We start from the raw sequence: 26,659 nt of genomic DNA on the forward strand, positions 1-26,659 counted from the left end.
TTTCAAAAATTCTGCATACATTACGGGTAATGTCGATAATACGTACCCATATGGAGTAAATGAAGGATTTTTAGGATTCCATTTTATGTGTGAGAGGAGTCTTGGCTCTTGGATATTCGTCGTAACCTGCCTTTGCTGATGACCATTTGTTTCCTAAGTCAGATGGGCGGATTCATGATCCTGCCCCTGTTTCCTTTGTTTATTGAGGAATTCGGCCTGTCCGGCTGGATGATGGGGGTTATTTTTGCACTTTTTTATGTAGGGAAAGTGATTGGTGGTATACCTGCTGCGGCAATTTATAGAAGGCTTGGAGGGAAAAAGGCGCTCATCCTGATGCTGATCCTGCTGGCTGTCTGCATGGGCGGCTTCGCGGTGTCTACTGCTGCGGTATTATTCGGCCTGCTCCGACTTCTACAGGGGCTCGCTTCCACGGGCCTTACCGTGGTCGTACGTTCCATCATCGGGGATGGGGGTAATGTAGACAACCGCGGGCTGTACAATGGGTATATCAGCAGCAGTGAAGGCGGCGGTATGGTACTTGGCCCAGTCATTAGTGGCTGGCTTGCGCTGCACTGGCCATTGTCGGTGCCTTTTTTACTCGTTACCGTATGTTGTCTGATGGCCGTGGTCGCTGCGATGGGGATAAAGACGACGGCACAAGCTAGAGCTACTCATGAATCCGGAAGTACGTTAAGTGATCATCCATTAGAAGATCCTTCTACTACGGTGACACAAGAACCTCTGGTCAACTCAGCACACTCAGTACTCCACACGGATAAAGTTGTAGACTCCACTACAAGTGACTCCCACCCTCATACTACTGTATCGACTGCGCCTCCTTTATCTTCATCACCGTCTGATGCAAAGCATACTCAAGATTTGTCTACAAAGCTCACACAGCGGCAACAGCTTCTCGGCTACGGCACAGTACATTTTTTGGAGATGAGCGCCTATGCGGTATTCCTCACCTATTTTGCACTGTATGCAGCTCACATCATGCATTGGGACCCCTTTGCAACCAGTCTCGCCTTCACCGTATCCGGGATTTCTACGCTTGCCGCTGCCCCCTTTGTTGGTTATCTCTCTGACCGGTTAGGCGATCGTCTGTTACTCTGTATGCTCGGCATGTTCCTGATTGGAATCGAAGTTGTTGTATTTCTAAGCACGTCCTCCCATCTATGGGTCTACGTTGGCATGCTCATTGGCGGGGTTGGCGGTGCATGTTACATGGATTCGTTCTTTGCTCATATTGGTGATCATATCCCGGACGAGAGTCGAAGCTCTGTTATAGGCAAAATTGTCTCAGCTGCCGAGATCGGCTCCATCGTATCTCCACTGGTTGCAGCGCTACTTATGGAAGTTGGATCGCTTTACTCCGTGTTTGTGTTCAATCTGGTGCTGATTGCTGTTGCCATTGTAGTTCAGGCCGTGATGCGCAGTCGGTACAAGACAAAACCGGTGTAAATGCAAAAGGGAGATGTCCACAAGTCATAAACACGACGGAGGACATCCCTTCATTAGCATAATTTTTTTCTAACGAACCGCACAAGTGTTATTCGCTTCAATTTCCACAGGACAGTATTTTAACGAATCACAGAGGCGCTATTTCCTTGATTTATTGCTCCTGCATCGGTTTCAGGCAGGTTAATGCCGATATAACGCCACTGATGTTCGTTAAATTATAATTTCACAATTAATCAGCCCTATAAGGCGCGCTCGGTTCGTTAGCTCTACAACTCGTGAGAGAAACCATTTCGGTGGCAACCTCTCGATTATGCTTTTCCTAATAATGTTGCTATATTCTCTGCATTTTCTTGGATTTTTCTTTTTAAGTAAGGGTCGGTCGTGTCAGGTAATTCTGTTGGTTTATAAAACCTTGCTTCAAGAACTTCTACCCCATCCGGCTTTAATTCTCCCTCATACTCCGTGCAAATATAACCAATGACCACATTATAGTATTCATGCCCATTTCTTAATTTCGTATATAACTCTTTTCCTGAGAAGACACCATACAGATGAAGTTTCTTGATCTCTATCCCAATCTCTTCTCTGACCTCTCGCATTGCAGACTCTTCCACCGATTCGCCGAGCTCCATATTTCCACCTGGTACTCCCCACGTATCATCCAGATGTCGAACTAATAGAATCTCACCTGTCTTATTCAAGATCAATATACTCGGTCTAACCAAAATAACAGGAGCATTGCCAACCATTCCTCGCAACGTTTCAATATAACCCATGAATTGTTCCCTCCCCTATGTGAAGTCAAAGTCATGGCTTCATTATAGGTGTGTTATATATTTCCATATAGAGAAAGAATATTTTCATTTTTTTCCTATTTTAAAGCCCTTCGTTTGATAAAAAAGGACCACAAAAAATAACCCGCCTGCACAATTTAATGTGCAAACGGGCATTTCATTGGTGCCTCACCAGCCTGTGGCTGGGGATGCTCTACCTGTGCATTCTGCTGCTCGCTGCTTCGCGGCTCCACGGCAGATGCCACACCATCTTTCAGGGTATACGCCTGATCCTGATGGAAAAAGTTCGGCTTCACAATCTCATTGCGATAGGAGCTGTGGAAAATATGCGTTGTCGCCGGAGACACTGGCGGAATCAGCCACACCCAATCCCCGGTCAGCTCACGTCCAGCCTTCTCTTCCCGCTGTTCAAACATAGCAAATTGCGCTGCCGCTGTGTGGTGATCCACAATGCTCACGCCTGCTTTTTTGAACGAATGCAGCACAGCCACATTCAGCTCCACCAAGGCCCGGTCCTTCCACAATGTCGTTTCACTAGATGTTTTCAATCCGAACGCTGCCGCCACCGCAGGCAATTTGTTATACCGGAACGTGTCCGCCAGATTACGGGCGCCAATCTCAGTACCCATATACCAGCCATTAAACGGCGCTGCGGGGTAGGATATACCTCCAATCTCCAGACGCATATCGGCGATCATCGGCACACCATACCAACGCATACCCAGTTCAGCAATCTCCTTCTGCTCCGGGTGCTCAATCATCACTTCCACAATCTCTTCTTCGGGTATAACATACCACTCTGGCGCTTGTCCTTGTGCCTGAATAATGAGTGGTAACACATCATATGAGGTGCCTGCTCCTTGCCAGCCAAGTGACATCGCCGACTTGGTCAGTTCCACCGAAGCAGGATCTCCAATAATGCCTTGCTCCGTCTCATATCCTGCATAACGAATAAGCTGATGATTCCAGACACGTACCGGAGCTCCATTCGGCCCATCCGGTGGAAGGATCGTAATCATCGGAATCACTTTACCTCCGTTGGATGCCACATGAATATGATTCATCACCGCATCCGCTGCCGTTCCTGCCGTATCGGCATGACGGGCATCCACGATCCGAAGTTTGTCCCAGAACAGCCGCCCGATGCAGCGATTACTGTTCCGCCAGGCCATTTTGCACCCCTGCTCCAATTCTCCTGTGGTATGCACATAGGTACCCGTTGCTTCGATCTCTCCCATAACGGCAACAAGCCGGGCCTGCGCGTCTTCACGCGAATGGCCCAGCTCTTCATAACATGTATATATAAACCGTTCAGCTTCTTCCTGCAATTGTTCCAGGTCTGACCGCATCATTCATTCCACCATTCTGTACATCTTGGATGCCATCATTATACGGCAAGCGCACTGGATTTGTAAGCGAACGGACACTTTGTTCACGGACTCTACATATCGTTGTCAGGATGAAGGGTAACCTTGCTTATTTGCCCATAAATGCGTTTAACATCCAGACCTCTTTATCCAGCACAGCGGTAAATCCAATCAGCATATCTTCCGTTGCGTTATCCTCTGCTTCTCCCGCTTCGTGAATGCCTTGATGAATCACTTCCACCATTGTACGCAGATCAGCAACCACCGACTCTACCATACGCTCAGCAGACAAATGCCCTTGTGCTTCTTCAATTGGAGAAAGACGCAGCTGTTCAGCCATTGTAGCCACCGGACGTCCACCAATAGCCAGCAAACGTTCTGCAACTTCGTCCATATTCGCCGTAGCTAAATTGTACAGCTCTTCGAATTTGGCATGCAGTGTGAAGAAATGAGGTCCTTGAACATACCAGTGGAAGTTATGCAGTTTCGTGTACAGTACAGACCATCCTGCGATCTGACGGTTCAGAACCTCTTGAAGTGCTGTGGCGTTGTTGGCAAAAGTGTTGTTTCTAGTTTGGATTGTGCTCATGGAATTTATCCCCTCTCGAATATAAAAATAGAATTTGAATTTTATGATGGATTGCTTTGGTTTGCTTCTTTTAATTTAGACTTAATCTAAATCTTGTTTTAATTATAACACTGCATATCCTGTTTGGGAAGGCTTTTGCACTGTCTTGTAAATGAAGATTCCATGAAGTACAGCTTCATAGAAACGTTGGCACACACAACTAACAAAATGGTGAAGGTAAGCAAACTGTTCCTAAACGATTGGAGCTATGATAGACTCATCTGATCAGATTAACCATAAATTAGTCAAATAGGATGATACCCATCATAAAGATAGTTACCATTATAGGAAGTTAACTTAGTCACTATTGCGGAGGTAAACATGAGGATATTTCAATTTAAACAAGAGTCAGGAAAAAAGATTACCAAATTCGAATCTAATTTTGTAATGTCACGTATTACGCAGACTAACAAAGCAGCTCATATCGGATGTATGCACTTGGCTGAGGGTGGAATAGTAGGTTATCACCAAGCTGTGGTTTCTCAACTCCTTTTAATCGTAAGTGGAGAGGGTTGGGTTAGAGGTGAAGCAAATGAATACATCAAAGTGCATTGTGGCGAGGCCGTACTCTGGGATAAAGATGAATGGCACGAAACCAAAACTGAAGCTGGACTCATGGCAATTGTAATTGAAAGCGAGCAGTTAGACGCCTCATTATTGTTGCCTTTATAGAAGGTATAATATAAAAAAGCAGACCTGCTCCTAAGACGGTAACAGGACTGCTCCTTTAAACATAAATCTCCTTAAGCTTGAACACACTCAAAAGTCAGAATACGACTGATCTCTTCATAGCTTGATGCTACAAAATGAGGTTGATGATCGGACTCCGGCAGCGCCGCCCGATGGTTGAACCAGATAACTGTCCAGCCTGCATCCACTGCACCTACCACATCATTACGCCACGAGTCTCCAATGTAATAGCTGGAACGGGGATCTGTCCCAGACTGCTTACTCACATATTCAAACAACCTGCGATCTGGCTTGGCATAACCAGTCATACCGGAGATGAAAATCAGATGCTCGTCCACGAGACTGAGCACATCCAGTGCTTCAAGCTTGCGCCGCTGATGCTCTCCTTCTCCATTGGTGATCAGACCAACGGTATGACCTTCTGCCTGAAGCCTTCTTATCAGCTCATATGCTCCTTGAAAAGGTACAATCTCGAACTGTCTGATCAGATACTGAGCTTGCAGTTCTTCAGCCTGTCCCGATTGTAGGGGAAGTCCAAACTCCTCCATCGTCAACTCAAACCTTCGACGGCGCATTCTCTCCACCGCATCCGGCTCCGGTACAGCAGACAGATCTTCTTGTGCAGACAACCAGTCACTATAATAGCGAAAACGGTGGTAGGCCTCAGCATAAGGGAACTCATCCGGCAGGCCGAGAACTTCCTGCAACGCGCCACGAAGCGGCTGCAAGTGATCATATAAAGTATCATCCACGTCGAAAAATATGGTTTTAGCATTATTTATCTCATTCATAATCGTTGTCTATCCTCCTGCTTTGAGTCCAAACATTCTCTTCTTACTATATATCTATCCATTGGTTCCGTCCAAACAATGAAACATCGTATTATAACGATCAGATCATTACATATGAGCGTAAGCCTACACAGACAGGTATATAAGCAATTGTCTTATTCCAGTTAATGGAATATAATATATTAAAGACTCTTTTAAAGATTAAAAAGGTGGGATGAATATATGGATATTTCTGAAAAGAAATGTACTGATTGTGGAGGAACGTCTTTCGTACAAGCAACGGATTTCATCAATCTTCGTCCATTGGATAAGAAATTGGCGCTTGGCTCGGAAAGAGTATTCACGGTTTGTTTGGATTGCGGAGAGGTTCTTTCAATTAAAGTGAAAAACCCGGAGAAATTATTATAATTTAACAATGAAGCAACTGGTATAAAACATATAAACATAGCCCACTGAAAATCGCTAAGTTAGCGGTTTTTTTATTTTATGAGGACAAGTTCTTCTCCTGAGTCAAATAAGGATAGGCGAAATCGAGCGTTAGCTATATAAAGAAAAGTTCGTGGCTCTTTTATATAAATAAAGAACACCCCTTTCCACAACATACATCGTTGTGAACTGAGGTGCCCTGCTTTATCTAATCCAAATTACTCCACTATCACACAATCCAATTGAAGGTACATCACAGAATGTGTGTATTCTAATTAGATTACTAACGATACAACCTTACCTGCATTCACATCAATCAGGCCATGGTCCGTGATCTTCAGTGCCGGACTTACCGCAAGAGAGTGAGTACTGATCGACATGATCGGGTTGTAATGCACATACCCAAGAGACAACATCGCTGCTCTCAGTTCCTTCACTTGATGGGACACCACTGCAAGTGGTTCTTCCGTCAAAATGCCACCTACGGGAAGTTCCAGATGGGACAGCACCTTGCCGTCTTCCACCACACAGAAGCCACCCTGGCTCGAAATTACTGTGTTAGCTGCCAATATCATATCTTCACGATTACGTCCTACAACCAACAGGTTGTGATTGTCGTGTGAATATGTCGTTGCAATGGCGCCACGTTTGATGGTGTCTCCACCGATCAGACCATGTGCACGATTGCCGTTCACGCCATAACGTTCAAAGGTCGCGATCTGCGCATATCCGCTTTCTTCCCATAACAATTCACCATCCGCAGACTGAATCGGTGCAATATGTTCTTCCACAAAAGTAGAGCCATCCTTCACCATCATGACACGGCATTGGTACTCGCCTTCATCAGCGAGATCAACACCTGCTCCACTGACTTTTGGGTCTGACAACTGAATTGCAAAATCTGCTACGCCAAGCTCCTCCAACTGCACACTCTTATAGAAGTGAGGTGGGAATTGCCCGGTTACTCGTTCTTGCTTATACGGTTCGGAATTGTCATAAGCTTTGCGGCCGTTTTTGTACACCTGATCAATCGAAAGCTCCTCCAGGTTGGATAGCAACACATAATCGGCCACCTTGCCTGGGGCCACGCTGCCACGATCGGTCATTTTCATCCGCGAAGCAGGGGTAGATGTTGCTGCATAGATTGCATCTTCAGGACGCATCCCCATCTGAATTGCTTTGCGTACGATGTGATCCAGATGACCATGCTCCACCAGTGAATCCGGCATCACATCATCCGTTACGAAGCAGAAATGCTGCGCCACATCATGTTGAATCAGGTACTCCATGACTTCCGGGGTCATCGATTTCTCCTGAATTTCAATAAACATACCTGCCGCAATCCGCGCCTGTAATCCCTCAATGCTCTGATGGGTATGGTCGGAATCAATACCTGCGTAGATCAGTCGATGCAGATCAAGTCCAAGCAGTTTCGGTGTATGACCTTCGATCACCAGATCGGGATAGTTTTTGCGAATATGCTGTAAAATCTGGTTCGTCTTGCACTCCGGATCACGGATGACATCGACATAGTTCATGATCTCGCCGAGACAGATAATCTCGCCAGTTGCGAGCAACACATCCATATCTTCAATCTCAATCGAACCACCTGTTGTCTCCATCGGGGTTGCTGGAACCGAGCTTGGGATCGCATAGAACATGTCCACCGTCGTCTCGCGACTCGCAGCCATCATCTCCTGCACACCTTCAAGACCAAACACATTTGCCATCTCATGCGGTTCTGCGACAATGGACGTTACTCCACAGCCAATCAGACCATGGGAGAAGGTTTCAGGTGTCACCATCGTACTTTCGATATGCAGATGGATATCGATCAAGCCAGGAATCATGTATCTTCCCCGCGCATCAATGACTTCGTCTGCCTGAATCATCTCAGATCCACCGGGTCCAACATACAGGAATCTGCCGTCGAGTACAGCAACGTTGTTCATTTCAAACCGTTTATAATAACTGTTATACACATGTACATTCATAATTAGTTGATCTGCACGCATGGGGCATAATCTCCTTCTTCACAAACATTTCACCGCGATCCGGACTAGACAATGAACCTGTACTTTAATCTGACAATGCACTTGATTGCGTACCACTGCCTCGTCCGGAATCATCGTATGAATTGTCTTCTTTACTGCTCTTATCTCCTCAAGCTACTCCCTACATTCACGACTACTCTACCAATACAAGCTTGTCCTGTGGGAAAATCAAGCTAACACGCTGCCCACTAAGGTACGGTGTTTCCATCTCCTGATTTGCTGTAAAGTCACCCAGCTCCGTCTCAATTACATACTGATAACTGCGTCCCAGATACGTGCTTACTTTGATAATGCCCGGCAAGGCGTTCACGACATCCGCAGAGGTATCTCCACTAACGATCAGATCATCCGGGCGAATCGCGCCTTTACGTGCACCGGGACGTGCTGTTCCAGGATGCGCTGTTGCCGTAAATGTGCGGCCACCTGCATGCAATGTGATGAGTTCACCTACATCGCTGCGATCCGCAAATTCAATGAAATTATGGAACCCGATAAATCGTGCGACAAACTCCGTTGCCGGATATTTAAAAATCGTTTCCGGGCGGTCGAGCTGCTCGACCAAGCCTTTGTTCATAATCGCTACCTGATCCGAGATCGAGAAGCACTCTTCCTGGTCATGAGAGACATACAACGTTGTAATGCCCAGCTCTTGCTGAATCCGGCGAATCTCCACCCGCATGTTGAGGCGCAGGTTGGCATCCAGGTTACTGAGTGGTTCGTCAAACAAGAGCAGATCAGGCTCAATCACCAATGCGCGGGCAATCGCCACACGCTGACGCTGTCCACCAGACAGTTCTTGTGGAAAACGTTTCTCAAATCCATTCAGGTTAACGACTTCCAGGATTCGCATCACACGGGAAGAGATATCCTTGTCTTTCACCTTGCGCATCCGCAGGCCAAAGGCCACGTTGTCATAGACAGACAGATGCGGGAATAACGCATAACTCTGAAATACAAATCCGAAGTTCCGCTTGTTCGCTGGAACCTTCGTATAATCCTTGCCGCCGAACATAAACTTGCCCTGTGATGCTTCCAGAAATCCGGCGATGAGGCGCAGCGTAGTTGTTTTGCCGCAACCGCTCGGTCCGAGCAGGGAGAGCAGTTTACCTTTTTCCAGCTCCAACTGAAAATCCTTCAGGATTGTCTGCTTATCGTATGCCACGGATACGTGGTCTAATGTCAGCAATGCCATAGCGTTCTGCGCCTCCAATTAACGTTTAGTAAAGTATGAAAATCCGCCCATGATCCGTTCGATCACGAACATTAAGAGTCCGGTCAGTACCATCAACAGCACGGAAATCGCTGCAATCGTTGGGTCAAAATAATTCTCCACATACGTCAGCATCTGGATCGGTAATGTGCTTACCCCTGGTCCGGTCATGAACACCGAGATGTCCACGTTGTTGAAGGACTCCAAGAAGGCAATCAGCACGGCAGCGATAATTCCTGAGCGGATGTTAGGCAGCACGATCGTGAAGAACGTTCTTACCCGTCCCGCACCAAGACTCAGCGCAGCTTCTTCCACTGCAAAGTCAAAGCTCGACAGACTCGATGCGATAACCCGAATGATAAATGGAAGCATGATAATCGTATGACCGATCAACAGTCCAAGATACATTGGCAAATGGTAGATTACGATCAGGTATTTCATCAATGTAAAACCAAGCACGATTCCCGGGATCAGTACCGGGGACAGGAACAGTGCGTTCAGCACAGACTTGCCTTTGAAATCGTAACGACTGAGTGCATACGCAGCCGGAACTCCGAGCACCAGCGCCAACAGGTTCCCCAGCAGGGAAATGATGATGGACGTTTGGAATGTGCGGAGGAAACCGCCTGTGTTGAAAATATTCTCATACCAGCGGAAGGAGAACCCTTCCGGCGGAAATTTGAGTACCGTTCCCGGTTCAAACGAAGTGACCGATATGATCAGAAGCGGGCCCAGCAGAAAGATAAAGACCAGCAGACTGAACAGGCCCAGCCCGATATGTTTCTCCCGCATATGTCTACCCCTTCGGATTTAAAGTTTTGGCCATTTTGTTCATGACACCGACCACGACAAATGTAATCACAATCATAATCGCGGCAACAACCGAGGCCAGATACCAGTCGTTGAGGGTCATGGCGTTTTGATACAGGAACGTAGCAATCACGCGTTGCTTACCTCCAAGGAGGGCAGGTGTGGTATACGCCGTCAGGCTTCCAACAAAGACAAGCACGGCACCGATCACAAGTCCTGGCACAGCCAGTGGGAACACGACCCGGCGGAATGCCGTAATGCGCGATGCACCCAGACTTTGTGCTGCTTTGAGCAGGTCACCGTCTATGTTCTCAAGCACACCCACCAGAGAGATAATCATCAGCGGCAGGAACAGATGCGTCAGACCGATCATCATCGCTGCCGGTGTATACAGAATATCCAGCGGCTTGTCCACGATACCCAGACCAACAAGGGTGTTATTGATCAGTCCTTTGCGTCCAAGGATAATCATCCAGCTAAACGAGCGCACGACCGGACTCGTCAGCAGTGGGAAGATCGCCAGTGCCAGCAAAATGCCTTTGCGGCGCGGCGCTTTCTGCGAAATATAATAAGCTGTCGGGAATCCGAGCACCACACAGACGATGGTGGTGACCACGCTGACTTGCAGCGTCGTAAGCAATATTTTCAAAAAGTATGGGTCTCTGAAAAAATGCATGTATCCTTCAAACGTGAAGGAGTTTTCTTGGAAAAACGTCGACCCGATCGTCAGGACAATCGGAATGATCATAAATGCCGCCAAAAACACGAATCCCGGCAGCAATAGCCAGTAGATTACTGATTTCTTCATCGCGATACTCCTGACTCTTAAAATGGTTTTATTCACACGTTTCAGTGGCGCACATTTCAAAAATAAACGTCCACGTTCATCGCACCAGCCGTTCCGGTTACGAATCGTTCTTACGATCGCTGTTATCCTTGGATTTTCTTGATCGCCTTCTTAATAGAAGGAAAAATCCAAGGATAAAGGCGAACGCTGCCGCTTCTACAGAATCGATTTCGTCCCCTCCACTACCAGCAAAATACGTGGGGTTGATTTTAGACTGAACCCCAATGCCGTGAAGATCATAACTACGCGTTTAACGCGTTGATAAACAGTTCAAGGAAGCTTTCTGCATCTACGGTTTCGCAGACGAGGGTGTTGGGCTGCTCGCCCAAACGGTTTTGGAAGTCACATACCATCTGGCCATCGCACAGGCGGCTGGCGGTTTCGACATCGACGTAATACGATTTGCGTCCTACCAGTTCCGGGGCAAGGGCTACGCCTACTGCCAACGGATCATGTAAAGCGCAAGCGCGGACGCCGTTCATTTGTTCGTAACGGTTGATGTAAATCTCCGTGCTTTGAGCAACGTACGCGCGCAGTGCAGGATCAGTGAGGCGCTCAATCGTTGCTTCATTCAGCAATGTTTGACGCGTCACATCCAAACCGACTTGGGTAAGCTTCTCGATGCCTGCGTGCAATACGATGCGTGCCGCCTCTGGATCAGCGTAGGTGTTGTATTCGGCTGTTGGTGTAATGTTGCCATGTCCGCGAACCACACCACCCATGAAGATGACTTCCTTCAATAAAGAAGGCAATTCAGGACACTTCATCAGCGCGAGTGCCAGATTGGTTAATGGAGCTGTCATGATCAATGTCAGTTCGCCTGGATATAACCTGGCCTGCTCCACGATAAAGTCCGGCGCAAAACCATCCTCGGCTTGCTTGGAAACTGCCGGACCAGGCAGCGCACCGCCCAATCCGTCCTGTCCATGTACCCGGTGTTCATAATGCGACTTGCGAGTGAGCGGTCCAGCTGCTCCGGCAAAGACCGGGATCGTTGGTGCACCCGCGAGTTCAAGAATTTTGCACGTATTCTCTGTTGCCTGCTGGAGTGATACGTTCCCACAGACTGTGGTGATGCCGAGAATGTCCAACTTCCGACTTTTGACGGCCAGCAAAATCGCCAGTGCGTCGTCAATCCCCGTGTCCACATCCAAAATGATGCGATTCAGCGCTTCACTCATCCGTTCTCAACTCCTATACGGTGATTGGTTGCTTGCTGCAAATGATATAAGTTTCAACTAAAGAATATTTACACTTACCACTCCGTTGACAGAACAACCTTCCGATCACTGTTATCCCCAGATTTTTTGATTATATTTTTCATAAGATAACTTTTAAGACATCCTGTTACTTGTTTTATTGTGCAATCTCACGGTTCCAACGATCTGTCCAGCCTTTAACCTGTTGATTCACGAATTCCATATCCAGCTTGTTCAGCTTCTCAACAACTTCAGCGCCGTATGTTACGCCTTCTGCTTCTTCAGCAGTCAGTTCAACCTTTGTGTTAACCGGGGAATCGACTTTAGCTTTGGCAGATTTTGCTTGTACATCCTGGCTAAGCTGCCAGTTGATGAACTCTTCAGCGAGCTCTTTGTTTTTGCTGCCCTTCACGACATTGATCGTGTTCATAACGGCATATGCACCTTCGCTAGGTGTAACAAACTTTGCATTAGGCACGGCTGCTTTCAGATCTTTGAAATACATTTCCATGATCGGTCCGCCAGCAATCTCTTCTTGGGAGAACATGTTCACGAATTCGGACGTTTGGCTGTAGAATTTCACCACATTGCCGCTTAGTTTTTTCAGTTCAGCAAATGCCGCATCTTCATTAAACGTATCGTTTCCAGCTACACGAGAAGCTGCATCCACAATCATTGGGCCTGCTGTTGCCGTAATATTCGGAATGGTCAGGTTACCTTCGAACGCCGGGTCCCACAGGTCACTCCATGAAGTCACTTCTTTGGATACGAGATCCGGGTTATAAGCGATACCGAGCTGTCCAACCGTGTAGGCCGGGCCATAATCTTCACCAAGTGGTGCTTTTGCAATATCATAAATGTCATTTACATTTGGAATTTTGGAGCGGTCGATTTTCTCAAACAGACCTTCATCGATACCTTGTTGTGCATAATAATCAGACAGGTAGATAACATCGACATTTGATGTACCCTGACGAATTTTATTCAGACGTTCAGCGTTATTGCCGACTTCGAGCACGATGTCTACATTATGTTCTTTTTCGAATGGACCAAATACTTCTTCATTGAAGAAATCTTCAGAGAAGCCCCAAGTGGAGATAACCAATTTGTTCGCTGCGGTCCCTCCACTGCCTGATCCGCCTGTTGCATCATCCGTGCTGCTGCCACAACCTGCAAGTAATACTGATGTCATTGCCACTGCTGCCAAACCGCTAATCCACTTTTTCATCATGATCCTGATTCCCCCTGATATGTGTGTTTTAACAACCCAACCATTAAGTTGAACTAAATTGATAACACATCTTACGTAGAAAACAGAAAGAACCTGGAGAAACGAAGTGTTCGCCTTTATCACAAGATTTCTCCCTTATTTAAAGGAAATAAAAGAAATCTGGGGATAACAGCGATCGAAGGGTCTTCCTGATTTTCGAAGAATCTGATGTGTTATACAGGGTTAGTTCGACTTAAAAAACAAAAAGAAAAGCATTCTTGTATAAACAAGAACACTTTTCTTCGTAAACAAAGGAAAGCGACACCCGCTGCCGGTACATCATCGGTTTCTGCTTCAGAATCAATCCAAAGACAGACGCCATCATATGAAATTGTACGGAACCTGATCATGAATCGGCCATAACCTCTGTATACATCAACAAGAATTAATCCTGAAGATCCATCCTTAGGCCTGTTCCAGAATCACATTTGTGATTGCCCACTGAGTGGACGCATCATAATCCCGCAATATAGCTTCAATTGGCAAACCCATGTGTTGCTCGAGCTTCTCCCGGAATTTCTTCTTATATAAGACAGACATGCGGAAGTCCACTTCCAGCTTTAAGCCGGGGGCCTCCCCTTCCAGGGCGTCAGAGCGCGGTGAACGTCGGTGCTTCGCGTAGAAGGTCACAATATTCTGGTCAATGGTCACTCTCAGGAGAGTGGTGCCAAATCCGAACAGTTCCTTCGAGATTTCGTTATAATACTGGCACATCTTCTTCTTGCTCTCATTGCTGTCCAGTAGTTCCATGAACTCACCCACATCTCTTACTACCGTACATTCGACGTGTTAACACGATTGATTATACATAAATCTTCTGAAATGAGCAACCCAAAAGATATACTTAACATGTAAATTACACACAGAAGCGAACGATAAGACATTTACCCTCAAAAACAATTCGTCTTAAACCACAGTGAATTTACATTAAAATGCCTTCATGTCAGTCCTATACTATTGTTGCTTCTAAACTACGTTTTAATACACAGCATTCGAGTCTTCGTTTCAACTTTCTCTCTGTAGGGGTATTAATTCCTGCGAAACATAGACAAACTTCGTCATCAACCGTTAAAATGAGACACAATGTTGACATGTTTTTATTTTCTAGAAATTGGAGGCTTATACCATGAAATGTCCAGTATGTAATCATGAAAATGGAGATGCCCATTTTTGCGAGAGGTGCGGCTCTAATCTAACGCAAACAACCTCATCACCAACTCCTGTACCGAACCCGGAATCTGCTGCTGCTTCCGAACCCGAATATACCCGTTGGTCCAGCACACAGGCTACCTCTTCCCAGGCATCCGCTCCATCCAACACACCATCCGTATCCATTCACAAGGAACAGGCGAGAGAATCAACAGGTACCAATGACCATGCTTCTGCAGGAGACAATAGCTCCAATCAGTGGAATAATATTGTGCAGAATGAGAAAGTTCAGCAAGCCAAAGAAGTAAGCAAACAGTATCTATCCTATTTCCTCAGTGTATTGGCCCGTCCTTATCAGACGATGAAAACTGTTGGCGACCAGCATTCCCTAAACGGATGGCTAACGATGGCGCTGATTGCAGTTCTATCTTCTACATACTTCTTAATTACCTTTAGTCGCATAGGCATGGACGGCTTGTTCATTGGTGGATTTTTAAGACCGCTATTGTTCACCATCATTATTCTGATTGCCTCTATTGCACTGATGTACGCTATTCTGAAGATTGAAAAAATAACCTTCCGTCCCAAAACACTGGTTGCCCAGTTCGGTACATTGCTTGTTCCTGCTGTAGTATCCCTTGTTCTGGCGAATCTGTTTATTATCATCTCTTATTCCATCGCGATCTCCTTGCTTGCTGTCTCATATATCATTGTCTTTGTCGCTCTGAACTCGGTGCTGTTCCAATATCCACTGAATCGCACCAAAGCAGCCATCGACAGCATGTACAGCGTACTCATCGCCAATGCGGTCATATTCTTTATTCTGTATCGATTGCTCGGTGAGATTATTATTGGACTCATCAGTCTGATGCTTTCACCTTTTGGACGTCTGTAAAATAGTTCAGTTGGAATAAAGCTGTTTACACTCGTTACTTCGATGACAGAACAACCTTCCGATCGCTGTTATCTCCAGATTTTTTTATTCACTTTTACAAAGGTGAAAATCTGGAGATAAAGGCGAACGCTTCCGCTTCTTCAGGTTCTTTCTGTCCTCTACGTTTCGTGTAAATGGTTATTCCAATAAATAAAATTTTACTGACTCTTTAAATTTATATTTAGGCGTTCCCTGCTCACGCGGGGAACGCCTTTTTTTGGTTTTCCAAGGCAGCGTTGCGCCGAGCATGTACAATACACTATAATGTGTAGTGCAACAGGTATGTTCTTATTTACGTAATAAACCAATCCAGCAACTCTCGTTACGTAATAAGAGGATTTATCGTTGCCATCAACACTACATAATGTAGTGTATTAATTACTCATTTTACAAAGAAAGCAGAGGAACTCTCTATGGACATGACTCATATGGATCATATGCAAATGGAGCACGAGGCAGGTACATCCTACCTGTGGCTCATCGTAGGTGTAATCGTGTTTCTGTTCTCCATCGCCGCCTATATCTGGGCATCACGCACACAGGGCAAAATCCTGGGCCACATGAAAAAGAAAGAACGCGCGGACATCCACAAAAAAAGTCGCTCCCTTCGGCTGGCTGCACACGTAATGATGGCTGTGTCGATTGTTACGTTTGGTCTGTTTTTCATGCAAGGTGCAGGTAAAACCTATAATGTAGCTGATCTGGAATCCAACGCAACAATCAATGTGACGGACGATAAATATTATGGGGCTGACCATACGGAGGACCCTATCCAGTATGAGATGAAGATCCCAACTTCAGGGCCGCATAATCCGCATGATATCAAGTTTGGATTTTACACCGACTTCCCGGGTTATAATTACCTGGTACACAATCTGGAGCACGGGGATATCATCATCTATTATCGTGAGAACGCAAGCGAGGACTTGAAGGAGCATCTAAAATACCTCGTCAAATTCCGGGAAGCTGGGGCAGGTATACTTGCCGTACCAAACAAGGATATTCCCGAAGGCAGTGAAGTCGTAGTGACCGCATGGACCAAAACGATGAAACTCGACCAATTCGACGATGCCAAAGTGGGTACTTTTATCAATAGATATATTAATCAGGGACCAGAAAAGATTCCTGCCTCTGTTCGCCAGGGCGGCGGAACAATGTAATGATGTAATGACGTAATCACTTAGTCATGTGAAGCCCCTCTAAGTCGTAACCATGAGGTTTGTTCCAATGATGGGCATGGTCGATATAGGATATAAACGTAATTAGCTCCCGGATCAAATTGACACGGGAGCTAATTCTTTATGGACCGGATGCCGATATTTCAAGTAGAAAACTGTACATTTGATATATACAATACATACGAACCAAAGAAAAACGACAAGCACTACCAAGTAAAGAGACAAAGAGACGATTCATCCAACAGATCAAGGGGGAACACTTTTACCAATGAACAGTTTGTTTATGCGGATCTTTTTATTTTTTTCCTGTCTGATGCTGGCCGCGGGTGCGGTTCTTGGCATTACAATGTACCGTTCATCGGCTCAACTGGTCGAGCAGTCCATGGGGATGCAGGCACAGGCTGTGGCTGAACGGGCAGCTGCACTAATTGACACTTCTCTTTATGCACCACTCAGTACCGGACAGGGCGAGACAGCGTATTATGGCACATTACGTGAACAGCTCAGTCAACTGCGCGAGGCCAATGGGCTCAAGTATCTGTATACACTTGGTACACGCGAAGAAAATGGAACAAATACATATTACTATGTTGTGGATGGAGCTGCTGCCGATGTGGCAGAAGATGACTTCTCCCCTTACGGTTCCGCAGAAGAGAACCATTATGAAGGAATGCTGCAAGCTTTTGAACAGAATGAACCTATTCGGGGCGAACTCACACAGGATGAATATGGCGCTACCATTACTGCGTATGTGCCGATCCACGGAGATGACGGAAAAGTACTGGGGCTGGTCGGTGCGGATCTGGATTCCACTGCGGTATATGAACTGATGTCACGCAACCGGATGACCATGATCTGGACAGCCCTGGCTATTGTGCTGCTCAGTGTCTTGCTGGTGTATGGATTCGCCCACTACTTGACCCGACCATTGGTGAAGTTGAAGAAGTTAATTACCCAGGTAGGAAAAGGCGACCTGACCGTCAACGTTGAACTTAGCCGCAAGGACGAGGTGGGACAGCTCGCTTCCGAGTTCAAACATCTGGTTACAGGTACCCGGGATGTCATGACGGGCATCCGTCAAAGCTCCGATTCTCTGCTACAGGCTGCAGAAGGAGTATCGAAACATTCACAGGCAACTGCCGAAGCTAGCCAGCGTATTGCCGAGCATACGAATCATACAGCCAGTGGAGCTGCCGAACAGGTGGCTCGTGCTGGCGAAGTTACGGTAGCCATGGAAGAGATTACGCGCAGCATGCAGCACATTGCGAATTCTTCTTCTATAGTCGCAGATGTATCACAGGAAACGACCAATAACGCGGTGCAAGGTCAAGCCAACATCAACACGGCGATGGACAGCATGGATAAAATTCATCAAGCAAATGTGCAGATGGTGGCCTCCACCTCTCAGCTGGAGCAGTACTCAGGTAAAATTGAATCGGTGGCACATCTGATGAAAGGCATCGCTTCACAGACCAATCTGCTCGCACTTAATGCAAGTATTGAAGCGGCTCGTGCAGGAGAATATGGCAGCGGGTTTGCGGTGGTTGCCTCAGAGGTTCGCAAACTTGCGGGGGAATCAGAGCAATCGTCCCAACATGTAACCGAACTGATCGCCGAGATGACACGCCAGACTGCCCTGTTGTCGGAACATATGTCTGCCAGCACATCAGCAGTCCAATCCGGTCTCGCTGTTGTTCAGGAGGCAGGCCGTTCGTTTACATCCATTCATACCGGAATCGAAACGATGAATGAACGTCTCCACGAAGTATCCGCAGCATCCGAGCAGCTGTCTGCCAGTGCAGAAGAAGTGTCCGCTTCCGTGGAGGATATGGAACATATCTCACGCGAATCCTCTTCAAGTATCCAACAGGTGTCTCATGCTACCGGAAGCCAACTGCAATCCATGGATGAGATGAGTGCATCCGCCGAATCTCTGCGGGTATTGTCCAGTGAGCTGAACGGATTGATTAGTCGATTTAAAATATAGCGGGCAGCTTAGATTGTTATACAGATTGAACTAAAGAATATTCACACATGCCACTTCGATGACAGAACAACCTTCCGATCGCTGTTATTCTCAGATTTTTTGATTCTTTTTTCAAAGGTTAAAATCTGAGAATAAAGGCGAACGCTTCGCTTCTCCAGTTTTTTCTGTCCTCTACGTTCTCGTGTAAAATGATTGTTCAATCTATATTGATCAGCCCACAACAAAAAAGCCGCACGGCAGGGACGGGATTATGGGGTCAACCCCATTTCCGGACACTGCCTGCGGCTTTATTTTTGTTGTACCTTTAAGGATGGCAAGCCCAGAGGCTGCCTGAATTAGTAGCGCTGCGGAGCAGCTTTTTTACCCAAATCCGTCATGTACGTAAAGAACGCTTCCGGATCGGTATCATACACCAGTTGTACTGGACGTCCGTCTGCTTGCTCCACCGTGCGGCCCTGGCTAGGACCATCCGGGATGACAATGCAGTTTACGGTTTTCTTCTTCACGATGTCCTCGCGTCCAACGGAAGCCGTTGTCAGCACATCCCACAGATAGTATGTGGAATTTGTCTCACTGTACACCAGTGGCGGACAACCTGCGTAACAGTTACCCAAGAAGTCAACGCCTTCGAAGCGACGCTCTGCTGCCCAGCGGTTACGAACAGCTGGTGTCAGAGGTACTTTGTTTGTGCTTTCCAGTGCAACCAGATCGATCTGTATGCCGCTCTGCCACACACGATAAGCCGCTTCCGGGTCCCAGAATACGTTCCATTCAGCTGTACCATCATGCTCAGGCTCTTCTACGTTACCACGCTCAAATGTGCCACCCATCCATACCAGCTTGTCGATTTTCTCTTCAATGTCTGGTGCTTCGTCGAGTGCACGCGCAAGGTCAGTCAGTGGGCCTGTGAACAGGAGCAACGTTTTGCCTTCGGTATTGCGCACTTTCTCGATCAGATGCTGGTGTGCTGGAACAGTAGAGAGTGGTGCTTCCATTTTGCCGGATTCATTCAGTACTGGAAGTGCATCTACATAGAAGGAATGCAGTCTCCACGCCGCAGGAAATGGATTTTTCCCTCTGGAGTTGGATTTGGATACCTCTACGGAATATGTACCGAAACGATCGATAATTTTACGGCTGGCATCTGTTGCTGGCTCCAGATATCCGTCTGCCGGAATAACCGATACGCCGGTTACATGTACATTGTCCATTTGCAGAAGCATGAACAGCGATACGAGGTCATCCACGCCGCCGTCATGGTTGAAATACACATTAAGTTGGTTCGTCATGCTTGCTTTCATCCTTCCCCTGGTTGTCCCATTGTTGTTAATTCTATCGTCTGCCCAAGGCCGACGCTTCCTCTATTATGTCCCAAAACACTTGGTTACGTAAACCTTCCCCATACAAAGAAAGCCAGGATCATGCCTCATCCTGCGGATATTTTACAGTTCCACCATTCCATCTCAGGAGGACAACGGGTTGAGGTCATCATCGTTCGGAAAATAAAGAAATGGACAGCAGGCTTCAAGCACCGCTGTCCATCTCACCAATCCATGCATTACACGGACTGGTTCTGTTTCTCCTCATTCTTCTCTGCAATTGGAACATACTTGCCTGGCCAGAAAGCCCATTTGCCCAGCAATGCGGTGATAGCCGGCACCATGAACGGACGAACCAGGAAGGTATCCAACATCACACCAACAGCTGTGATTATACCAAACTGCACCAACACCTGAATTGGCAATGTAGCAAGTACCGCAAATGTTCCTGCCAAGATCAGACCTGCAGATGTAATAACAGAGCTTGTCTCGCCAACACCTTCTCTAATCGCTTGACGAAGCGGCATCGTTTTGCGTTTCTGCCAGATGCTAGAGATCATGAAGATGTTGTAGTCTTCACCCAGTGCCACGAGGAATACGAAGGAATACAGCGGAATCGCTCCCTGAATGGCATCTGCGCCAAGTCCGTAGTGAATGATGATCCAACCCAGACCCAGTGCAGAGAAATACGACAGAACAACCGTTGCAATCAGATACGCCGTAGCTACAACTGAACGCAGATATAATAGTAATAACAATGTAATCATACCGATGACCACGGGAATAATGATCTTGGCATCCCGTTCTCCAGCCACTTCAATGTCATACTGTTCAGCCGTCTGACCATCGATCCAGACCTGACTGTCCACATTAGCTACACCAGCTTCTTGAAGCGCCTGTTCCGCAGTAGCCCGCAGATCTGGAATATGCTGCATTGCCTCCATGGAATATGGATTCAGATTAAATTCCACGTCAAAGGCGGTAATGTTGGCATTCTCGGCGCCCTGCTGGGCATCGCCTACTTTGCTAATGTAATCCAGCGATTCGAGACGCTGCTTCAGATCAGTTTCTTTGCCTTCGGCATCAACGATCACTTTCACTGGAGCCAGCTCACCTTGGGAGAACTGTTCACCGATGACGGTGAAACCTTCGCGGGAAGGCACATCCTCCGGGAAAGAAGACAACAGATCATACGTGAATTTAACCTGAGTAGAAAATGCCGCCAGTCCTCCCAGCAATACCAACGTAATTGCAAGAACGGTCCATGGCTTTGTTACTACAACACGGCCAATCCAGCTTTCCTTCACTTTGCGCGGGGCAGGAGCCGGTTTTCCTTTTTTCTTCGCACGTTCCACTTCCATCTCATGTGTACGTGGTACGAACGGGTAGAATGAACCCCGGCCAAAGATCGCAAGAAGTGCCGGAACCAGCGTCAGACTTGCAATAAACATGATAAAGATGGACAGACTGAATGGTACGGCAAAGCGATGATATGCACCATATTCAGCCAGCAACAGCACCAGTAGTGCTGCAACGACCGTGAATCCACTCATGGCAATGGCGCCGGAAGATCCGGTGATTGCCTGGAAGATAGCTTTCTTTTTATCCGGCTCATGATAGAGAATTTGACGGTATCTGGAGATCATAAACAGGCAGTAATCCGTTCCTGCTCCAAATAACAATACGGTCATGATCGAGATCGACTGTGCGTCCACCGTGATCCAGCCCTGATCCGCCATGAATCCGAGAATGGGGCTTGTCACCATATACGCGAATCCAACGGCAATGATCGGGATAATCGCCAGCACTGGCGAGCGATAGATCAACAACAGCAGTACTAAAACCAGTACAACCGTAGCAATCAGCAAGGATACATCGGCGGAAGAGAATAGCCCGCTCGCATCAATGGATATCCCTACTGGTCCTGTCACACGGGCAATCAGTGTATTGGTATCATCTATGGCTACATCGAACGGGTTTGACCCGAAGATGTCTTGTGTTTTTTGCTCAAGTGCTTCAATAGCTTCCTTCAATTGTTCCGAATCGGCACCTTCATTGAAGAAAAGTGGCATAACCAAAGTACTTCCGTCTTCCGAAAGCTGGCCTTTCAATGCCTGTGGTGGTAATTGATAGAGTGGCACAACGGACTGTTGTTGTTCTACCGGATCTTGATCCAGTCGTTCCGTTAATGCCTGTATGTTCTCAATCTGCTCATCCGTCAGACCGCCGGCTTGACGCCATACGATCAGCGCGGGCAGTCCTTCACCGCCAGGGAATTCCTTCTCGGCAAGTGCAGCTGCCTGAACCGATGGTTTGGATTCACTCAGATCCTGTGCGTTATTGGTTTCACGATCACCTACAGCAGGCCATACCATGCCAAGCACAACGGCGATAATGATCCATACCAACAGTGTAATCCATTTGCTTCGTTTGCCGGCAACCCAGCGGCCGTAACCCGAACCTTCCTGCATTGTCTCTTCATCTCCCTATTCTGTTTCTATGAAGCCCTAATATATATGATGGTGTAGTAATGAACCACGGGTCATAGTATAATCGAGTTAATTATATATACCGGAAGGTTAATTTTGCAATGCCTAATTTTGTGAACACTTCTAACAAGCAATTAAATACGTAAAGAGGTATGTACTTATGAGCAAAAAAACAAACATTCCCCGTTCACCGGGTAGACCCAAAACAGGTGTGGATCAAGCATCTGTGCAATCCAACATATTGATGACCGCTTCACGTCTGTTTATGGAATACGGGTATGAGCCCGTTTCTCTCCAGCAGATTGCTTCATTATGCAATGTAACCAAAGCATCGATCTATTATCACTTCACCAGCAAAGCCGATCTGTTCACCGTTGCCATTACCCGAATGATGGCGATGGGCATGCAGCAGACTTCGCTCCGTCTGGAAGAACCCGGCTCATTGCAAGAAAGGCTGGTTAAGGTTGCTGAAGCGAAGATGCAGCACTCCCATATTGAGACGGAGACCATGATGCGAGAAGCCGAGAAACATCTGGATACGGATCAACTCGCCCAGATTCGAGAAGCGGAGGTTCGCATATTTGAAGTGCTAGCCACCCATTTTCAGAAGGAGATGGACAATGGTTACTTGCGGGTCGGGAACCCCATGCTGCTTGCCCATGCATTTACGTCACTGCTGATGCTCGCGAACCGCGAAGATGTACGCAACATGAATGACGGTAGCATTGAGGAACTCGCACGGGAACTGGTGGCGCTATTTCTGGATGGAGCGGTTAAGCGGAACTAAAATATATAGCTGTATCTCAAAAGTAGTTATGCCAAAGAACCATCGGGCGATGCAATGAACACACCTACCGATGGTTTATTGGTTAAAATCTAATCATGATTATAGGACTCTGCTCCTGAAAGTTTTGAATTGATCCTGTAATTACTTACCTGGTACTTAATCGACAGTGATATAAATAGATATATTAGGGCCATCACTACTATTCTCCGTATAGAATTTACCTTCACCCGTTGGTCTTCCGTTTTTAAACATGCCCACATAGACTAACTTACCGTTTAAGTACCCTTTACCTTTGCCGGTAATAGCTCCATTTTTAGCCTGCCCATCATAGATGATTACACCATCTTCGTACAATTTAATTTTGCCAGAATACGTGGGTACTCCTTTATCAAATGCACCAACATAGGCAATTTCTCCATATTGATATGCTTTACCTTGTCCCTGTGGCAAACCATTCTTAAACGTACCCTGATAGAACATTTCACCATATTCTGTATACCACTTACCTTGACCATGAAACGAACCATTCAAAAAATCACCCTTATATTTAACCGTTCCATCTGGATAATATTCGGTACCCTTACCTGAAGGAAGCCATGTTTCCTTATCCACCTTACCAACATAATTAAAATTTCCATTTGGGTAATAAGTCTTTCCCTGTCCATTAGAAATATCCGAGTACAGCTTTCCATCTGCGTTATACCTTTTTCCTTCATGAGGCATTCCCGCTACAAACTTACCTTCAAAGCTCTTCTTCCCATTTGGAAAGTAGGATATTCCTTTACCATTAGGAACACCATTTTTGACTTCTCCCACATATCTGTGTTTCTCACCAGAAAGAGTAATATAGATTTCTTTTTTCGCTGCTAAGACCTGTCCAGGTGAAGTAAACAGCGGTGTAGCCAAAAATAAAAAAACAGTAAACCACTTCAAACAATTCTCTAACTTTCGCATTTCGTTAAATCCCCATTTCTATTCTTATAGAATCTATCGGCCTGCTAAGGTAAACTGATACGTCTCTTTAAGACTATGAATGTCTGGTTTACTACAACGCAGCTATGTATACAGTACAGCAAATCAAAATATGTAATTCGAGCAGAGTAATACGAATCTTCAAACCAGGTTTCTCTTCGACTTAGCAAGCACGACAATACTTATATCGACCATTATAGCTACAAGCATGAGAAAATATGGTAAAGTGTTGTTAATTATCTATTTCCCGTTGATTAATACGATACATAACATGAATAACACTAGCCTTGAACCCATAGGAGGAACAACTAATGTCACATTCAAAACCTTCCCCACGTATCCCCCGTCTGCTAGAAACGTCGCGCATATATCTGCGTCCTTTCGAGATTACAGATGTGGTGCTTATTTCCCCGGTCTGTGTGACGCCGAGATGCGTAGGCTGACAGGAACACAGAACAGTTTCACACGCGCTCAGGTTGAACGTTATGTTGAGAATGCAGCACAGGATGACTCCAGATTGATGCTACTGATTGCTTTACAGGAGAATGACCAGATCATCGGAGATGTCGTCCTGATGGACATGCATGCCAAGAATCGCAGTGCACACATCCGGGTTGCCATCAATCATGCCGAGCATCAAGGAAAAGGTTACGGTAGCGAGGCTTTGCTGCTTATGCTGGACTACGGCTTCGGCATCTGTAACCTGCATCGAATCGAGCTTGAGGTGTACGCCTTTAACGAGCGAGCCATTCGCACGTATGAGAAACTTGGATTCCAGCGTGAGGGTGTGAAGCGGGATGTCTTGTTCTACAACCATCAATATCATGATGCGATTCAGATGAGCATGCTGGAGGATGAGTTCAGACAACGTCATATGAAAGATCAGGTAAGGAATGTTCGATTTTTCGATCAGCTAAAATCTAACTAAAAAACCGGGGGATTTAATAACCCTCCCCGGTTAGAAACTTCAGATGACCCGTCAGCACCGACAGCTCGGCGGGTGTCTTCATATATAATTCGCCATCCGTGTCAGCTGACATCGGCGCATCTGTGTTCACTTTTAGCGTAGATGCCTTGAAGTATGAAATGCTCTCACTCTGAGGTTGCCAATCTCCCTCCGGCTTGTGCGACAGAATCTCTCGCAGCAGCGGAATGCCTGTCTCATGAATAATGAGCACGTCCAGTTCGCCATCCTGCAACGCATCCGTTGCAAAGGGCAGGGCATTTGTTCCCAGAAAACGGCCATTAGCTGCATAGATCATCACCGCTTCGCCTTCCATCTCTTCCCCATTTACTTCCAGTTGATAACGAAACGGCTCTGTATGACTAATCGTCTGCAACGTGCTGATAAAATAACTGAGCTTACCCAGCGCACCTTTCAGATTCTCGTTAATATTCTGCGATGCATCACTGATTAAGCCAATACCGAAAAAGTTCGTGAACACCCGATCATTGGCTCGTCCAACATCAATGGATACCACCCGACCTGCAAACATTTCTTGTGCGGCAGTCTCTGCATCCGGTGAAATGCCGAGCGAACGTGCAAAATCATTACAGGTACCTCCAGGCAATACACCAATCAACGGAGGATGTTGCAGATCAGCCAGTCCATTCACGCATTCATGTACTGTGCCATCCCCACCCAGGATAAACACCACATCGAATTGTTCCCCGCGCTCACGACACAGCTTCTCCCCTTCACCCGGTTCATCCGTACGCACAATGACGAGTTCATGCACAGCTGGAGCCAGCATACCAGCCACAAGGCCCACTGTATTCTCACGATTAGCCTTGCCCGAATGATGATGATGAATTAACAACGCTTTGTTAAACTCCATCCCTCTTCCTCCATTCCAATGCTTGTTAACCTTTACCCACAAAGGTCGAAGCCGTAAACAAGCCTTGCGCTAAGTACTCATCATGATTCCGAATAGGTTTCCCAATCAGGTATGCATCCTAATCCTCATTCATTCGTAATAGCTATATAAGTTCAACTAAGAATATTCACACTTGCCACTCCGATGACAGAATAACCTTCCGATCGCTGTTATCCCCAGATTTTTTTGATTTAATTTTGCAAAGGTGAAAATATGGGGATAAAGGCGAACACTTCGTTTCTTCAAGTTATTTCTGTCCTCTACGTTCTCGTGTAAATGTAAGGTTCAACTTATAAAGATGACCCGTTTATCTTATAAAACCATTTCCTTGTTTAACCAGATGTATGCATGGAAAAAAGGGTTTCTCCGCACCTTAATGTCATAAGGCCGCAAATTTTGCTGGTGAGAACCCATTCA

At 46.5% G+C, this 26,659-nt stretch carries 22 protein-coding genes and 1 pseudogene; 8 read left to right on the plus strand and 15 right to left on the minus strand.

Going from position 1 to position 26,659, the window contains the following annotated elements; all coding sequences use genetic code 11:
- The first annotated feature begins 108 nt into the window (after positions 1-108).
- Positions 109-1,464, plus strand: a complete 1,356-nt coding sequence (locus tag V6669_RS28305) for an MFS transporter (protein WP_338588972.1) — start codon at positions 109-111, stop codon at positions 1,462-1,464.
- A 308-nt stretch (positions 1,465-1,772) separates the two neighbouring features.
- Here the strand turns inward: V6669_RS28305 and V6669_RS28310 are convergent, their stop codons facing one another.
- The 3 genes from V6669_RS28310 to V6669_RS28320 form a co-directional block, all read right to left on the minus strand.
- Entirely contained in the window at positions 1,773-2,240 is a 468-nt protein-coding gene (locus tag V6669_RS28310; RefSeq protein WP_338588974.1) for an NUDIX domain-containing protein, read from the minus strand.
- A 155-nt stretch (positions 2,241-2,395) separates the two neighbouring features.
- On the minus strand, positions 2,396-3,607 hold the full coding sequence (locus V6669_RS28315) for a nitric oxide synthase oxygenase (RefSeq protein ID WP_338595074.1): 1,212 nt from the start codon (positions 3,605-3,607) through the stop codon (positions 2,396-2,398).
- Positions 3,608-3,734: 127 nt separating this feature from the next.
- Positions 3,735-4,214, minus strand: a complete 480-nt coding sequence (locus V6669_RS28320; protein WP_338588976.1) for a DNA starvation/stationary phase protection protein — start codon at positions 4,212-4,214, stop codon at positions 3,735-3,737.
- Positions 4,215-4,574: 360 nt separating this feature from the next.
- Between V6669_RS28320 and V6669_RS28325 the strand changes: the two genes are divergently transcribed.
- On the plus strand, positions 4,575-4,925 hold the full coding sequence (locus V6669_RS28325; protein WP_338588978.1) for a cupin: 351 nt from the start codon (positions 4,575-4,577) through the stop codon (positions 4,923-4,925).
- Between the two features lie 71 nt (positions 4,926-4,996).
- Here V6669_RS28325 and V6669_RS28330 read toward each other — a convergent pair whose 3' ends face one another.
- On the minus strand, positions 4,997-5,734 hold the full coding sequence (locus V6669_RS28330) for an HAD family hydrolase (RefSeq protein WP_338588980.1): 738 nt from the start codon (positions 5,732-5,734) through the stop codon (positions 4,997-4,999).
- Between the two features lie 222 nt (positions 5,735-5,956).
- Between V6669_RS28330 and V6669_RS28335 the strand changes: the two genes are divergently transcribed.
- Positions 5,957-6,142: a hypothetical protein gene (locus tag V6669_RS28335; protein WP_338588982.1), complete on the plus strand. Its 186-nt coding sequence runs from the start codon at positions 5,957-5,959 to the stop codon at positions 6,140-6,142.
- A 293-nt stretch (positions 6,143-6,435) separates the two neighbouring features.
- Here the strand turns inward: V6669_RS28335 and V6669_RS28340 are convergent, their stop codons facing one another.
- The 7 genes from V6669_RS28340 to V6669_RS28370 form a co-directional block, all read right to left on the minus strand.
- A complete protein-coding gene (locus V6669_RS28340) occupies positions 6,436-8,175 on the minus strand; it encodes an adenine deaminase C-terminal domain-containing protein (RefSeq protein WP_338588984.1) in 1,740 nt (579 codons plus the stop codon).
- Positions 8,176-8,347: 172 nt separating this feature from the next.
- Positions 8,348-9,406, minus strand: a complete 1,059-nt coding sequence (locus tag V6669_RS28345; RefSeq protein WP_338588986.1) for an ABC transporter ATP-binding protein — start codon at positions 9,404-9,406, stop codon at positions 8,348-8,350.
- Positions 9,407-9,424: 18 nt separating this feature from the next.
- Positions 9,425-10,216: an ABC transporter permease gene (locus tag V6669_RS28350; protein WP_017691790.1), complete on the minus strand. Its 792-nt coding sequence runs from the start codon at positions 10,214-10,216 to the stop codon at positions 9,425-9,427.
- A 4-nt stretch (positions 10,217-10,220) separates the two neighbouring features.
- A complete protein-coding gene (locus tag V6669_RS28355) occupies positions 10,221-11,042 on the minus strand; it encodes an ABC transporter permease (protein ID WP_036612869.1) in 822 nt (273 codons plus the stop codon).
- Between the two features lie 281 nt (positions 11,043-11,323).
- The gene (locus V6669_RS28360; protein WP_338595075.1) at positions 11,324-12,250 is read right to left on the minus strand and encodes a nucleoside hydrolase; all 927 of its coding nucleotides are present in this window, start codon (positions 12,248-12,250) and stop codon (positions 11,324-11,326) included.
- Positions 12,251-12,437: 187 nt separating this feature from the next.
- Positions 12,438-13,508: an ABC transporter substrate-binding protein gene (locus tag V6669_RS28365; protein WP_289392917.1), complete on the minus strand. Its 1,071-nt coding sequence runs from the start codon at positions 13,506-13,508 to the stop codon at positions 12,438-12,440.
- A 447-nt stretch (positions 13,509-13,955) separates the two neighbouring features.
- Positions 13,956-14,300, minus strand: coding sequence for a Na-translocating system protein MpsC family protein (locus tag V6669_RS28370; protein ID WP_017691786.1), 345 nt, complete (start codon positions 14,298-14,300; stop codon positions 13,956-13,958).
- Between the two features lie 376 nt (positions 14,301-14,676).
- On the opposite strand from V6669_RS28370, the gene V6669_RS28375 reads away from it, so the two are divergent.
- The 3 genes from V6669_RS28375 (at position 14,677) to V6669_RS28385 (ending at position 18,798) form a co-directional block, all read left to right on the plus strand.
- Positions 14,677-15,594, plus strand: coding sequence for a hypothetical protein (locus V6669_RS28375; protein ID WP_338588991.1), 918 nt, complete (start codon positions 14,677-14,679; stop codon positions 15,592-15,594).
- Positions 15,595-16,046: 452 nt separating this feature from the next.
- On the plus strand, positions 16,047-16,793 hold the full coding sequence (locus tag V6669_RS28380) for a DUF3105 domain-containing protein (RefSeq protein WP_338588993.1): 747 nt from the start codon (positions 16,047-16,049) through the stop codon (positions 16,791-16,793).
- Positions 16,794-17,079: 286 nt separating this feature from the next.
- Positions 17,080-18,798 (plus strand): methyl-accepting chemotaxis protein, encoded by a 1,719-nt coding sequence (locus V6669_RS28385; protein ID WP_338588995.1) that lies wholly within the window; start codon positions 17,080-17,082, stop codon positions 18,796-18,798.
- Positions 18,799-19,133: 335 nt separating this feature from the next.
- On the opposite strand, the gene V6669_RS28390 is transcribed toward V6669_RS28385, so the two are convergent.
- Entirely contained in the window at positions 19,134-20,087 is a 954-nt protein-coding gene (locus V6669_RS28390) for a nucleoside hydrolase (RefSeq protein WP_091035973.1), read from the minus strand.
- Between the two features lie 269 nt (positions 20,088-20,356).
- A complete protein-coding gene (locus V6669_RS28395) occupies positions 20,357-22,588 on the minus strand; it encodes an MMPL family transporter (RefSeq protein WP_338588999.1) in 2,232 nt (743 codons plus the stop codon).
- Between the two features lie 178 nt (positions 22,589-22,766).
- Here V6669_RS28395 and V6669_RS28400 point away from each other — a divergent pair, with 178 nt between their 5' ends.
- Entirely contained in the window at positions 22,767-23,393 is a 627-nt protein-coding gene (locus tag V6669_RS28400) for a TetR/AcrR family transcriptional regulator (protein WP_338589001.1), read from the plus strand.
- A 156-nt stretch (positions 23,394-23,549) separates the two neighbouring features.
- Here V6669_RS28400 and V6669_RS28405 read toward each other — a convergent pair whose 3' ends face one another.
- Positions 23,550-24,347: a hypothetical protein gene (locus V6669_RS28405; protein ID WP_338589003.1), complete on the minus strand. Its 798-nt coding sequence runs from the start codon at positions 24,345-24,347 to the stop codon at positions 23,550-23,552.
- Between the two features lie 329 nt (positions 24,348-24,676).
- Here V6669_RS28405 and V6669_RS28410 point away from each other — a divergent pair.
- Positions 24,677-25,293 (plus strand): annotated as a pseudogene (locus V6669_RS28410) (GNAT family protein).
- A 13-nt stretch (positions 25,294-25,306) separates the two neighbouring features.
- Here the strand turns inward: V6669_RS28410 and V6669_RS28415 are convergent.
- The gene (locus V6669_RS28415; protein WP_338589005.1) at positions 25,307-26,203 is read right to left on the minus strand and encodes a diacylglycerol kinase family protein; all 897 of its coding nucleotides are present in this window, start codon (positions 26,201-26,203) and stop codon (positions 25,307-25,309) included.
- Between the last annotated feature and the right edge of the window lie 456 nt (positions 26,204-26,659).

Source organism: Paenibacillus sp. Y5S-9, from assembly GCF_036894235.1.
In the GTDB taxonomy this organism is placed as follows: Bacteria; Bacillota; Bacilli; order Paenibacillales; family Paenibacillaceae; genus Paenibacillus.